10 protein-coding genes are annotated in these 13232 nt (G+C 69.9%); 2 read left to right on the top strand and 8 right to left on the bottom strand.

The genetic code is table 11. The annotated features are described in order from the left end of the window. Positions 1–2: 2 nt before the first annotated feature. The 4 genes from O9271_RS16555 to O9271_RS16540 form a co-directional block, all read right to left on the bottom strand. Positions 3–1121, bottom strand: a complete 1119-nt coding sequence (locus O9271_RS16555; RefSeq protein ID WP_298272147.1) for a hypothetical protein — start codon at positions 1119–1121, stop codon at positions 3–5. A gap of 17 nt (positions 1122–1138) precedes the next feature. Then, positions 1139–1387: a hypothetical protein gene (locus O9271_RS16550; protein ID WP_298272144.1), complete on the bottom strand. Its 249-nt coding sequence runs from the start codon at positions 1385–1387 to the stop codon at positions 1139–1141. Between the two features lie 82 nt (positions 1388–1469). Beyond that, complete coding sequence (locus O9271_RS16545; protein ID WP_298272141.1) at positions 1470–3710, bottom strand: prolyl oligopeptidase family serine peptidase; 2241 nt, start codon at positions 3708–3710, stop codon at positions 1470–1472. Then, entirely contained in the window at positions 3707–5356 is a 1650-nt protein-coding gene (locus tag O9271_RS16540; protein WP_298272138.1) for a DUF885 family protein, read from the bottom strand. The genes O9271_RS16545 and O9271_RS16540 overlap by 4 nt, the downstream gene beginning before the upstream one ends. Before the next feature lie 302 nt (positions 5357–5658). On the opposite strand from O9271_RS16540, the gene O9271_RS16535 reads away from it, so the two are divergent. Further along, positions 5659–6474 carry a hypothetical protein gene (locus O9271_RS16535; RefSeq protein WP_298272135.1) on the top strand — a complete coding sequence of 272 codons (816 nt, stop codon included), beginning with the start codon at positions 5659–5661 and terminating at the stop codon, positions 6472–6474. A gap of 24 nt (positions 6475–6498) precedes the next feature. On the opposite strand, the gene O9271_RS16530 is transcribed toward O9271_RS16535, so the two are convergent. The 3 genes from O9271_RS16530 to O9271_RS16520 form a co-directional block, all read right to left on the bottom strand. Continuing rightward, positions 6499–7845 (bottom strand): divalent metal cation transporter, encoded by a 1347-nt coding sequence (locus tag O9271_RS16530; RefSeq protein ID WP_298272132.1) that lies wholly within the window; start codon positions 7843–7845, stop codon positions 6499–6501. Positions 7846–7991: 146 nt separating this feature from the next. Further along, a complete protein-coding gene (locus tag O9271_RS16525; RefSeq protein ID WP_298272130.1) occupies positions 7992–9092 on the bottom strand; it encodes a GGDEF domain-containing protein in 1101 nt (366 codons plus the stop codon). A 336-nt stretch (positions 9093–9428) separates the two neighbouring features. Beyond that, positions 9429–9995, bottom strand: a complete 567-nt coding sequence (locus O9271_RS16520; protein ID WP_298272128.1) for a DUF4386 family protein — start codon at positions 9993–9995, stop codon at positions 9429–9431. A 392-nt stretch (positions 9996–10387) separates the two neighbouring features. On the opposite strand from O9271_RS16520, the gene O9271_RS16515 reads away from it, so the two are divergent. Continuing rightward, positions 10388–11938: a D-aminoacylase gene (locus O9271_RS16515; RefSeq protein ID WP_298272126.1), complete on the top strand. Its 1551-nt coding sequence runs from the start codon at positions 10388–10390 to the stop codon at positions 11936–11938. Between the two features lie 32 nt (positions 11939–11970). Here the strand turns inward: O9271_RS16515 and O9271_RS16510 are convergent, their stop codons facing one another. After that, the gene (locus O9271_RS16510) at positions 11971–13218 is read right to left on the bottom strand and encodes a serpin family protein (protein ID WP_298272123.1); all 1248 of its coding nucleotides are present in this window, start codon (positions 13216–13218) and stop codon (positions 11971–11973) included. Between the last annotated feature and the right edge of the window lie 14 nt (positions 13219–13232).

Raw genomic sequence — 13232 nt, 5'->3', positions numbered from 1 at the left:
CGCTACTTCGCCGGGCCTCGCCGCTGCGGTTCGAACAGTTGCCGCTCCGGAGCCTTCTCGAGACGCGGTGGTTCCGGCGGCGGTGTGGCGCCGCGCGCCGCCATGGGGGTGAGCCACGAGGACAGCCACCAGCGATACTGCTGGTCCCGGTGCAGCGCGAGAAAGCGCGGTCCGGCTCCGGCCATGGCCGAGGCCGTGAACGGCAGCATGGCGCTCTGCAGATAGCGCCCCTGCTCGTCGTAGTAGTCCACCAGCCGTCCCTGCTGGTCGGAGATCGTCCCCAGCAGCACCACGAATCCGCCGTCCACGATGGAGGCGTCCACCACATACGGCTGACGCGGTGCGCTCGCCGCACCACCAGCGTCACCGATGCGCCGAGGCGCGGCATCACCTGGTGGACGTAGCGGTTCCACGCGTGGCGCCGCGTGCGGGCTGTCACTGGCGGGCGCGCTCACGATGAACACGTCGCGTTGCGTGATGAGCAGACACCGCCGCACGTCGCCACTGCCGAAGCGCAGCCGTGCTCCCGTTTCGCCGACGAGGCGATGACGGCCCGTGAGCGCGTCATCCGCAGCGTTCGCCGTGAGCGTGAATGCCTCGAGCACACGGCGCGCCCCCAACGACCGTACGTGCAACAGCGTGGCGGGCGCCACCGTGCACAGGCGCCCGCTGCCACCGCGCAGCAGGGGCAGGTCGCGGCGAAACACGTAGCCGCCAATCGACTCGCGCACGAGGGTGCTGGTGGCGCTGTCCACCACGTCCACCTGCCCGTCATCGGTGACGCGAGACAGGTCGGTTGGCGCCACGATATCTCGCGGTACCTGCGAATGCAGGACGGAGTCCACCCGGGCCGGTCGTGTGGACAGCAGCATGCCCTTGCCATGCAGCTCGAACTGCGAGATGCGCGCGGGCATGTCCTGCAGCAGTGCCACGGTGGTGCGACTGGCGCGGAATACGCGCGGCACCATCGAGCTATCGGTGTGCGGAGTGATGTCGGTTCGCCACTCCTCACGCTTGGCCGGATACACCGTGCGCGCGTTCATGGCCGTGCGCAGCGCGTCCGGTGCATCGTCGGTGGCGTCCACCGACCCCGAACAGCCGCTGAGCGCGAGCAGGAGCACCGCGCCGCGGCACCGAACTACTGGCCGCACACGTTCCAGCGCACCACGGTGTCGTCGTTGCAGCGGTAGGTGCAGAAGCCGCAGCTGTTGCCGCCGATGCTGGCGCAGGCCCCGTAGCCCGGCACCCGCGCGAACTGCGGGCACCCGCGGCGTCGCTGTGTTTCGAGCGCCGAGGGGACGAGGAGCAGGGCCAGCGGCCACAGGTACGCGCGACGCAGGAAACGCGGGAGCCGAAGGTGGCCGGCGAACTTCATGGGGAAAGGCATATCCGTGAACTATCGCCAACGGGAGGCGTCGGCAAGGCCGTCACCGATGCCGACCACGACTTGCGCCTCGCCCCCGTGGCCGTCAGCGCGCCGGCGCTCCATCCGGTGCGAGGTGCCGGTCGAAGAAGTCGAGCATGCGCTGGAAGGCATAGCGCGTCTGGTACCGCGGCCCCAAGTCCCAGCCGTGCGGCGCGTCGGGAAGGGTGACCAGCTCCACGTCGCGGCCAAGCTGCATGAGGTACTGCAGCAGCCACACCGAGTCGCGGTAGAGCACCACGACGTCGCGCATGCCGTGCACGAGCATGAGGGCGTCCTTGAGCCCTGCCGCCTTGGTGGACGAGGAGGCGCGGGCATACTCTGTCGGCCGCTGTTGCGGCGTGTCCATCACGCGCTGTTCGCCGGTGAGTGCGTGCAGTACGTTGGTGGCCGGCGCCGCGGCAATGCCGGCCCGGAACACCCCGGGCTTCGTGAACAGCGACATGCTGGTGAGCAGTCCGCCGTAGCTGCTCCCCCAAATGCCCACGCGCGAGGCGTCGGCAATGCCCTGGGCCACAAGCCACTCCACGCCGCTGTGGATGTCCTCCACATCGATGCCGCCATAGTCCAGCCGAATGCGCCGGCGGAAGGCGGTGCCATGGCCGGAACTGCCTGCCACGTCGAGGGCGAACACCACGTAGCCCTTCTCCAGCAGCACGCGATCGAAGCCCCAGAGCGGGTGCGCGTTGCGGCCGCCCCACTGGTTGCGCACCGTGTTGCTGTAGATCGAGCCCACCACCACGGGCCAGCGCCGGTTGGGGGTGTAGTTCGGCGGCAACAGCAGGCGACCGTGCACCGTCGCACCGTCGGCGCGGCTGGTGAAGGTCACGTAGCGCGGCGCCGGCCACGTGTACGCGGCAAACTCGGGGCGCGGCGACGAGGTCACGCGCTGTTCGCTTGCCGCACCGGGGCGCGCCACGGCGAGGTCGGTTACGAACAGATCGGGGGGTACCGTATCGCTCGAGAAGAGCACGGCGGCCAGCTGGCCGTTGGGAGAGACCACGGGTGTGTGCGTACCGGCACGTACCGACATGCGCACCGCCGCGCCGCCGCGCAGCGGAACGCGATAGATGTGCCGCTCCTCGGCCCGCCCTTCGTTGGCCACCACGATCAGCCCACGCGGCGTGACGGAGAAGCCGAACACCGCCCAGGGACCGCTGGTGATGGCGCGCGGCGCACCGCCTTCCGCGGTGCCCGCGGCATCCACCTGCCACACGTGGTAATCGTGCGCCCGATCGCTCGTGAAGTACACGCTGCGCCCATCGGGCGCCCACGCCGCCCGCCACTCGGCGGACACATTGTTGGCCTCCTGCTCGCGCACGAGCAGGCGCGTGGCGCCGGTGGCCACGTCGGCCACGAGCAGGCGCCGGTCCTTCACGAACACGTCGCTCTTGTCGATCAGCAGCGATTCACCGCGCGGCGAGAAGGCATAGGTGAAGACAATGTCGGTGGGCTCGCCGCCCAGTTCGAGCCAGCGCGGCGGGCCACCGGTGAGTGCCACGAGCCCCAGGCGACGGTGCTCGGAGGGTTCACCGGGGAGGGCGCGGCGCACCGGCGTGGCGATGGTTTCGTCGGGGAGATAGTCGGGAATGAGCCGCGTGCGGATGGGCGTGCGGTCGGTCTCCACAACGGCCAGCGTGCGGCCGTCGGGGGCCCACGTGAAGTCTTCCACGCCCACGCCACTGCGGGCGAGCGTGGTGAGCCGCTGCGGGGCGCCCAGCGTGTCACCGCGCAGATCGGCCACCCAGAGATCGCCGTCGCGCACAAAGGCCACGCGCGCGCCCGACGGATCGAAGGTGGGGCGCTGTACCGCGCCCGGTGGTGTGACCAGTCGCACCGGCGCCTCGCCCGGCGTCACGAACCACAGGCCACCTTGGTGCACGTACAGCAGCCGCCGTGAGTCCGGGTGCCAGCTCACGCTGCGCACGCCTTCGTCGAGTTCGGCGGCAATGGCGGTGCGCTGCTCGCTGTACGAAGGGCCGGGGTTTCGGGGAACATCCGGACGCGGCAAACGCGTCACGCGCTGCGGGCGCAGCGGTTGCCCGGGGACCACGCGCGCCACGAACACGTCGAGGAAGGGCATGCCCTCGTCGTTCCAGAGAAAGGCGAGCGTGCGGCCGTCTGGCGACCAGGTCATGCCGCGCGGCTCCGTGCCAATGAGCGACGGCAGCGAATAGAAGCGGTCGATGCTGTACTCGGGGGTCGGCGCCGGCTGCGCATGGCCGACGGGCGCGGCGGTGGTTAGCAGGAGCGCCGCACCGCCGACACAGACCAGACGCGCGATCATGGCAGCACCCCCAGCGCGCGCAGTTCGTCGTCGAGCCCGGTGAGCTCCCAGCGAATCAGCGCAATGGGGATGGGGCCCGCGGCCAGGAAGGCGTCGTGGAAGGCGCCGAGGTCGAAGGCGTCGCCCAGTTGGCGCTGGCGGTCGGCGAGCAGCTGCTCCACCTGTGCCTTGCCAATGGTGTAGTTCATGCCGTAGGCCGGACGGCGCAGGTAGATGGCCAGGTCGTAGCGCGCGAGGTTTTCCTCCATGAGCGGCACCTCGCGCACGAGGTACTTGATTGCGTCGTCGAGCGTCCACTCGCCCGTCTGCATGCGCAGCTCGGCATGAATGCGCGCGGCGCGCTTGAGCTGTGCAATCCAGAACAGCTCGCGCCCCTTGGGCCGGTCGTCCAGCAGACCGGTATGCAGGTACATCTCCTCGATGTAGAAGGACCATCCCTCGGCGCGCGTCCCATCGCTGAAGGCGCGGCGGATGGGGCGCGGATGGCGCCGCTGCAGCGCGCCGTCGAAACGGTGGCCGGGGATGGACGCGTGCACGTGGTTGTTGAGCGGATCACGATAGGTGAGCTCTTCCCAGAAGTGCCGCGCCCCGCCCCACGCGCTGCGATCGATGAAGAACGCGTCGGTCTCATACTGCGGCGGAATGTCGTTGGGAATCGTGAGCAGCTTCTCGCGCTGCGTGAAGGTGCGAATGTGCGTCTCCGCCTCACGCGTGCGCCGTTCATGCTCCTCGGCCGTGGTGACCGGCACGATGGGGGGCAGGGCGCGGTACTTGTGCCGGTCGAACGCCAACAGCGAGCGGGCGCGGGCAATCTCGCGCTCCCCAGTGAGCCGCACCTGCTCCACGTTCAGCGGGACGAGGCGCACGTGACGCAGGTACCACGCGTAGTCCTCGAGGCCGATGTGCGCGGGCGCCGTCATGCGCGGGCGTTCGGCGGCAAGCCAGCCGGCATAGCCGCGCAGCGCGGTGAGCGCAGAGTCGGCGAGCGGCACGAGCGCCGCATCGTGCTGCACGAGGCGTGCGCGCAGATCCTCGTACCACCCAATGATGCCGGCCGGTGGCGGGTCACGGCGTGGCTCGCCCTGGTTCACGCCATCGGAGCGGGTGAGATGAAAGTGTGCGATGCCGGCCAGCTCGCCCGCCGGTTCGGTGAGCTGTCGGCGCGCGGCCGCGATGGTGCGGGGCACGGCGCGCAGCTGTTGCGTGAGGCGCGTGCGCCCCTCGGCGGTGAGGGGCACCCCGGTGAAGGGAGTGCGCGCGAGCAGGTCGACCCAGTGGCCCGGATCGCGCGCCCATGGGCGCAGCACGCGCAACTCGAAGTCGAAGGCATCGAGCTGTGTACGCACGAGGATGTAATCGACCCGGTCGGCTACCGACCAGCCGCCCGCGTTGAGCGCGGCGTGGCGGGCGCGGAGCGCATCGAGGCCGGTGCGCCACCGGCCAAGCGCCGCGGGGGAGTAGACCGGCACGCCGCCCTCCATTGGCGGCTGGCGCAGCGTGCGCAGCGCCTCGGCGAGCTGCACGAGGCTGTCACGCTGGGCGTCGCTCTGGGCGGCGGCGGTGCCGCGAGGAAGGGCGGTGGCGGCAACGAGGAGGGCGAGCGCGCGCAGATGGCGGCGCGGGCGGAACGGGAGGAGTGAGCGCATCCCCCAACTTGGCGCGCGGCGGCGAGCGCGGCGAGCCGGCCGGCATCGCCGCGCCGCGCGATGCGCGTGGCAGCGTCGTGCGGTGCGCGATATGCGGTGCGCGATATGCGCGCAGATCCTCGCCCCGGCCCATGATGCCGCCGGTGTGCTCGGCCAGGTCCTTGCCCCCGGTGCCATCGCTGCGGCGGCCCCGGTGTGGGGACTGCCCGGGCCGTGACCATTGGCAATGTGGTGAGCGGCCGGCGAAGTTACCCGCTCGCGATCTGGTAGCGCAGGCCTCCCCCACCCCCACCCGCTGTCACGTGATCGCCCGCGCCCTCGCCCTCGCACTCCTCACGCACGCTCCGGTCGCCCTCATTGCTCAGAGCGCCCGCACCATCCCCGGGTTCGGAATGGGCTATGTGCCGCCCGCCGGGTGGACCCTCGCCGGCGCCGATGGCCGGGTCGAGGCGTGGGGGCGAACCGGGGCGTCCGGCGCGCTGATCGTGTATGGCGGGGCCTACTCCCGCGGTGACCTGGCGATCGCCGACGGCTTCACCGTGCTCCAGGGGGTCCGGCTTGATGAGAAGGCCACCACTCTGCTGGAGCCCCCAGCGGCCCGACGGGTGGGTGGCCTCGACGTGTGGACCACCGCCGCCCGTGTGCGGGCCGAGAGCGGCGAAACGGTCATCCTGCGCATCCTCGCCCGTCCGTCCGGCAGCGGTACCATGCTGGGCGTGGTGAGCCTGGCTGCGCCAGCCGAGGATGCCGCTTTCCGTGCCGCCGCCGAACGACTGGTGACCACGGTGCGCCCGGGGACGCCGGTCACCGATAAGGCCGCAGCCGGTGCGCTCGCCGGCGCCTGGCGGCGACAGGAGTCGAACATGTCGTCGACCGGGGGCTACGTGAGCGAGGAAGGGTGGGACCTCGCCGCCGACGGTACGTTCGTGCACTGGACGACCAGCACCGTCTCGCTCCCCGGCGCCGCCGTCGAGCCCACCCGCACCCGCAACACCGGCCGCTGGGAGGTGATCGGCGGCGCGCTGGTCGTTACCGCAGCCGATGGCCGCATAACGCTTCCGCTGCGGCGGCAAGGGCGCGAGGTCTACATTGCCGGCAGCCGGTTCCTGAAGCGCTGAGGGGGCCGGCCACGCGGTCCGGCGTTACCGCAGCCAGCTCCAGCCCAGCGCGCCGATGCAGGCAAGGATCAAGGTGATGCTGATCCACCCACCGGCTCTCACCCACCGTGTCGATCGCGACGCACCCATCAGCGCACGATCGGACGACAGCAGTTGCAGCGCGACGACATGCAGCGGCAGCACCACCGCATTCACCACCTGACTGGAATAGATCAGCGGAATGAGGGGCAGATCCGGCAGCGAGACGATGCTCACCGCGGCCACGGTCAAGCCGATGAAAGCGGCATAGAACCACTGAAAGTGGTGCGAGTCGAGATCGAGTGATGCCGGCTCACCTACCCCCTCCGCGATCGAGTAAGCCGTGGCGATCGGCACGATCGCCGCGGCCAGCAGCGAGGCGCCCAGCAAGCCGGCGCCAAACAGCACGGTCGCGAATCTCCCGGCGAGCGGTCGCAAGGCCAGTGCGGCGTCACCTGCATTCTCGATGTGTACGCCGGCCGCGTTGAGGGTGGCCGCACAGGCCACCGCAATGGCGAGCCCGATGACCCCGGTCAGCACCGAGCCGATGATCACGTCGATCCGGGCGAGCCGCAGCTTGTCCATCGTGATCTTCTTGTCTACGGCGTAACTCTGGATGAACGCGAGCCCCCACGGGGCGAGCGTCGTGCCGAGGGTCGCCGCCACCGCCACCCAGCCAGCCGGGGTCTCCGGCATTCGCGGAATCACGGACGAGTTCATCACCGCCGACCAGTCCGGTCCGGCGAGAAACCCGTCGACGATGTAGAGGGTGAGGGTCGAGGAGATGACCAGCAACACGCGCTCGACCCGATGGAATGAGCCGAGCACGACCACCAGCGAGATCAGGATACCGGCCAATGGAGCGCTGATCCAGGACGGAATGCCGATCAGCCCACCCGCCGCCGAGATGCCCGCGTATTCCGCGCAGATCGTACCGAAGTTGGCGGCCAGCAGGCCGGTTACGGCGGCGTATCCCGCGCCGTGTCCCCATCGCTGACGAATGATGCCGACGAACCCTTGTCCGGTGGCCGCCCCGATCCGCACCGCCATCAGGTGAAACTGAATCAACAGAATGGTGGAGGCCGGAATGATCCACAGGAGCCGGTAGCCGAAGTCGGCCCCAAGCATCGAGTAGGTCGTGATCCCGGCCGGATCATCGTCGGAGAGGCCGGCCAGAAGACCGGGCCCGAGCACGGCGAAGAACGCCACCAGTGCGGACCTGCCGGATCGCTGCGCATCGGCAAACCGGAACGCCGTGCCGCGATGGTGGTGCGCGACGGCGTGTGGGGGGGCGCCTGAGCGCTCGCGGCGGGTACGCGCGCCACGGGCCGCGCGACGATGGAATGACGTCACCTGCAAAGCATAGCGACCGCCTCGCGATTTGGCGGTACGCACGGTCCGGCCACATGCCGGACGCGCGAGCGGATCGACCTCGCGGATCTGCCGGAGGAGCCGGGTTCCCCGCCGGACCGGACTGGTCGGCGGTCCCCAACGGCCCGTCAGACGCTCACAGGCTGGATCTGCTCTGCGGGCGCTGTCAAACCGGAAACGATGACCCGGTTGCGTCCTTGGCGTTTGGCCAGGTAGAGCGCGGCGTCGACCCGCCTCGCCCAGGCTTCCTGGGTATCGCCTACGATATGGTTGGCCACGCCGACGCTCACCGTGATGCACTGGCCTGTCGGCATTTCGGCCTGCTCGATGCGCGTTCGCAGGACCTCCGCCAGTGCAGCAGCCTCGGTCGCCCCGCACCCCGGCAGCAGCAGCGCGAACTCCTCCCCCCCGATTCGAAACAGCATGTCGTCGCGACGCTTGCGCGCCTTGATGAGCGCGGCCACGCGACGCAGGACCTCATCGCCGACGGCGTGGCCGTAGGTGTCATTCACGCGCTTGAAGTGATCGACATCGAGCGTCAGCAGCGTGCAGGTCTGTCCCTGGGCGGCGGTCAGTTCGATGCGGGCCAGTTCCTCATCGAAGCGCCGGCGGTTGTATGCGCCCGTCAGGGCATCGGTGACGGCCTGATCCTGGAGGGCCTGCTGCAGGTCATCGATGACGTTGAGCACCACGTTGATCATCCCCAGCGTGAGCGCGAGCGTGGCGGCCAGCCGGGCCGCGAGTGCCCCTCCCAGGCTGTCGTACGCCATCAGGGAAACAGCGACCACGATCACGCTGCTCACGCCCAAGGCCCGGCCTCGCGGCAGGATGAAGTAGCAGATGAACAGGGTGGGATAGGCCCACAAAGCGCCGTTGATGCCTTGGAAGGCGAGCGACGCAAAGACCACGACCATCAGAATCATCGCCAAGGCGAGATGCGGAACAGGCGGCGGCAGGTTGCGGCTGGCAGCCCGGCCGTCGATAAAGAGCACCACCTGAGCAATGGCGATGACCACCGCGAGCCCCCATCGCCCATGCAGCAGGTGGGTCATCGTGAAGGGCAGCAACAGCAACGCCGCAGGCAGGCTGAGGGCAGCCACGATGCGCGTCCGATACGGCGTAAGCGATTCGGAGTCCAGCCGGAACCAACGTCTGATGCGAGTCGTGGACTTCACGGGAATGGTCTCGCTGATGCCCTCACGCGCGTAGCGCTCGCGCTGGGCATTCACGCGGATCGTCTCCTGGTTTCGCGCACGGGCGGCGCCTTGGGGCGTGGCAGGGTTCCAGAGCGCCGACGGCGGCGACGGGAGAGGGATTCCAAACAGGGGCGGTCGACTGCTCGTCGAGTGTACGGCACGACCGCCGACTTTGCCAGCGCCGCGCGATGGGGCGGCGGGGTGCCTGCCGTCTCGCGCACGCCCCCTGGTGATTGGTACACCAGCCATGGCCCCGCCTCAGGACGTGCCCCTGGGGTGCGATGTGCGCGAAGACCCGGGCCGGAATCGATGCGCGCCCAACTTCGGCCCCGGGCGATCCCCGGTGTCCCACCGGCACGCTCCTCGCCCTTATGTGGGGCGGGGCCAGGCGCGCCACACGAACAGCCCCCCCAGCGCCATGAACCAGAGCTGAATCCCGGTGGTGGACAGCACGATGGACACCGGAGGCGTCATGCCGAACAGTTCGAGGCCGGGCAAGGCGACGAGCGCGCCGGCCGCGAGCCCCGCCACCCCCGCCCAGGCCGGTAACCGCCGATCGCGCAGGATCAGCAGGCTGGTCGCAATGGCCCAGATCGCGGCAAAGGTCGCCACGCCCAGCGCTTCGCCGATGGCGCCGCCCCAGGCATTGATGGCGGCCTGCGTGGCTTCGATGGCGCCGCGACCTTCCGCCGACAGCCCCGGGGCAGCGTGGAGATCCATACGCCACCGGGTCGCCGCGACCACCGCCGACCACGACCCACCGGCGACGGTCGTTGGCGTTTCACCCACCGGCACTCCGGTGCGCAGCGCAAACCCCGTGGCGCCAAGCGAGTACCGCACCACAGTGGAATCGGTGCCGCCAGGCGCCAATCGCTGCGTCTGGTGGGGCCGCGCCTCATGCCGCCAGGCACCGCTCGCACCGACATCCGTGGACATGAGCGCCCCGCGTTGCCGACCTGAGAGCCATCTCCGATGCGCTCGACAAGATCCTCGCCCTGCGCGCGAGCAGCACCGCCAGCAGCGCTGTCGAGTCGCAGATCCGCGCCATTCTCGATGGCGTGACCCCGGCGCGCGAACGCCTGCGGGCAGCGCAACAGAAGCTTGCCGCCGATATCGCCATGATCACGGGGACGTCCTCGTGCGCGAGTTGACGGCTCCGGCCGGATCGGCCGGCGCCCTGCGGCGCAGTACGCATGGTCGTGGCGCCCCTCGCCGCTCCGCTCTCTGGTGACCGGACGTCCGCCGGACGCGAACGGCGGGAATCCGTACAGGGGTAGTGCTTCGGCCACCGGCGCCGTACCCTAGGGCACACGCTCTCCCCTACGGTCATGACTTCGCTCTCGCGTCCCCTGCTGGCCTCGCGCCCGGCGTCGCTCGGTGCCACCGCCCTGCTGTCGCTGCTGCTCACCGGCATGGCCGGACCGGCCACGCCTCAGCCCCCGCGCCAGCCGCCAGCACAACCCGCCTCCTTCGTCATTACCGGCGCGCAGATCGCCGACGGCACCGGCGCTCCGCTGCGTGCCGCCAGCGTGCGCGTGCAGGGCGACACCATTGCCGCCGTGGGCAACGTCACGCCGCGCCCGGGTGAGCCGATCATAAACGGCACCGGCATGGTGCTGGCCCCCGGCTTCATCGACACGCACAACCATTCGTCGTCGGGGCTTGAGGTGGAGCCCGCGGCGGTGTCGCAGGTCTCGCAAGGCATCACCACCGTGGCCGTGGGCCCCGATGGCAGCTCGCCGTGGCCGGTAGGCGAGTATCTGCAGCGGCTGCGCACCAGGCCGCCCACCGTGAACGTGGTGACCTTCGCGGGACACGCCACCATTCGCCGCGAGGTCATTGGCTACGACTACAAGCGCAAGGCCACGCCCGCCGAAGTGGCGCGCATGGCGGCGTTGGTCACGCAGGCGATGAACGAGGGCGCCTTTGGGCTGAGCTCGGGGCTCGAGTACGAAGTGGGGAGCTACTCGGCCACCGACGAGGTGGTCACCATGGCGCGCGCCGCCGGGGCCAAGGGGGGCATCTACATCTCGCACATTCGCGACGAAGCCGATCTGGCCATGGACGCCATGCGCGAGGCCATTGCCATTGGCGAGCAGGGTCAGGTACCGGTGCAGATCACGCACATCAAGCTGGGTACCGTGGGCGTGTGGGGGCAGGCCAACCAGGCGGTGGCCATGGTGGAAGCGGCGCGCCAGCGCGGGGTCGATGTCACTGCCGACGCGTATCCCTATCTCGCCTGGCAGTCCACGCCGCGCGTGCTCATTCCCAACAAGCGCTACACCGACTCGGCCAGCGTGCGCCGCGGGCTCGATGACATTGGCGGCGCGAAGAACGTGCAGATCACCCGCTGGGGGGCGCACCCCGAGTTCGTGGGGAAGCGGCTCGACGAGGCAGCGCGTCGACTGGGGGTGAGCGACATCGAGGCGTACATCCGCTTTCAGGGGGATGAGGAATCGGGGATGATTGGCCACGCCATGACCGAGGAGGACCTGCGCGCGTTCTACCGGCAGCCGTGGGTCATGGTGGCGAGTGACGGTGGCATTGCCAACAACCATCCGCGCGGCGCGGGCACCTTTCCGCGGGTACTGGGGCGGCTCGTGCGCGAGCAGCAGTGGATGACGCTGGCCGAGGCGATTCACAAGATGTCGGGCATGCCAGCGGCGCGCTTGGGGCTGCGCGATCGCGGCACGATCAAGGCAGGCATGAAGGCCGATCTGGTGCTCTTCGATCCCGCCACCGTGATCGATCGCGCCACCTTCGAGCAGCCGCGCGCGCTGTCCACCGGCATGCAGCGCGTGTGGGTGAACGGCGCGCTCGTGTGGACAGGCACGGCGGTTACCGAGGCACGACCGGGGCGGGTGCTGGCGCGGCCGTAACCGCGGCACGGGGGGCCATGCCGGGTGCTGCGTCAGCTGCGCGGGTCGTGGACGACGCCGATGAAGAGCACCGTGCCCGTGAAGCGCTCACGGATCATGAACACGAACGGACGGTCGAACTCGTAGATCGGGGGCAGGCTCACCGGCATGATGCCGACGGCCGTCGCGGCACCGGCCCGCGCGCCACGCTCGGTCACCGCGATCGATACCCCGTGCTGCACGAAGCCGATCTTCGTCCGGACGTTCGTCACGAGCCGCGGGAACTCCGCCGCATCGCTGAAGGCCTGCGACATGCCGAGCGCCATCAGATCCCCGTTCAGTTGGCGCGACGCCCGCAGCGTGAAGCGTGGGAGGCCCAGGAACGCCAGCGTTTGCGGCTCCAGCGAACGCACGACACTCCCCACGAACGCCGTATCCAGACGCTGAATCACGGCATCGACCCCCCCGGTCGTCGGCATCAGCAGCAGCATGCTGTAGGCGCTGTTCCCGAACGGCAGCTCGGCGGCCACACCGGTGCGGCCGGCTCCGAGGTCGATCGACGTGACGCGGAATCCGCCCGTGCGCCGCATCATCGGCGTGGTGACCGGCGCGCCGGACGCCAGGGTGAACGTCCCATCGAGGCGCGTGTTGCTCACGTCGAAGCGATCGCGCCAGGCGCCGTCGAAATAGACCGCATTGACCAGCATCATCTGCAGATCCTCGGGCGGCGCCTGCTCCAGCAGCGTCGGGATCAGGCCACGGGTGCTGCGCTGGACCCACGTGTTGACCGAGTCGCGCATGACCGACGCCGTGGCCACCGACTGCACCGGGGCCGAGAAGAACTCCCGCGCCTCGCGCACGAAGCCGGTGTCGGGCACCGCGCTCGTTCGTGTCCAGATGCCGTTGCCGATCGACACCGTGACGGTGGAGTCGAGCGTGGGCAGCAGCGCGAGCAGACTCTTGTAGGCGGCATTGATTTCCGCACGCGAACGCCCGCCCCACCCGAGGACCTGCTGCATCTGGGTGAACGTGGTCCCGGTCGCGCCGTTCATGGTCATGCCGAGGGCCACCTGCACACTCAGCGGCGAGAGCAGGAGGTTGCGTGCCTGGCCGGAGGCCGTGCTGGGGGACGCGGCCTGCTTGAGCAGCGTGTAGGCAAACGCGTTGACGCCGGCCACGCCCTGCTGCTCCGTGGCGGTGAGCGTGCGCGGGAGGGCCGTCAGCGAGTCGGCCTTGCCGGCCGGTTCCGGACCGGCCGCCGACCCGTCGCCGCACGCTGCCGCGGCGCTCAGCAACGTCACGGCGGCCAGATACC

Source organism: Gemmatimonas sp., assembly GCF_027531815.1.
Taxonomy (GTDB): domain Bacteria; phylum Gemmatimonadota; class Gemmatimonadetes; order Gemmatimonadales; family Gemmatimonadaceae; genus Gemmatimonas.
Note: the sequence above shows the minus strand (reverse complement) of the source record. Positions and strands in the feature narration are given on the sequence as shown.

What these genes read in the sequence shown, in the direction of transcription:
- O9271_RS16550 (WP_298272144.1), bottom strand. Translation starts at nt 1,387, where the DNA reads ATGCCTTTCCCCATGAAGTTCGCCGGCCACCTTCGGCTCCCGCGTTTC.
- O9271_RS16545 (WP_298272141.1), bottom strand. Translation starts at nt 3,710, where the DNA reads ATGATCGCGCGTCTGGTCTGTGTCGGCGGTGCGGCGCTCCTGCTAACC.
- O9271_RS16540 (WP_298272138.1), bottom strand. Translation starts at nt 5,356, where the DNA reads ATGCGCTCACTCCTCCCGTTCCGCCCGCGCCGCCATCTGCGCGCGCTC.
- O9271_RS16520 (WP_298272128.1), bottom strand. Translation starts at nt 9,995, where the DNA reads ATGTCCACGGATGTCGGTGCGAGCGGTGCCTGGCGGCATGAGGCGCGG.
- O9271_RS16515 (WP_298272126.1), top strand. Translation starts at nt 10,388, where the DNA reads ATGACTTCGCTCTCGCGTCCCCTGCTGGCCTCGCGCCCGGCGTCGCTC.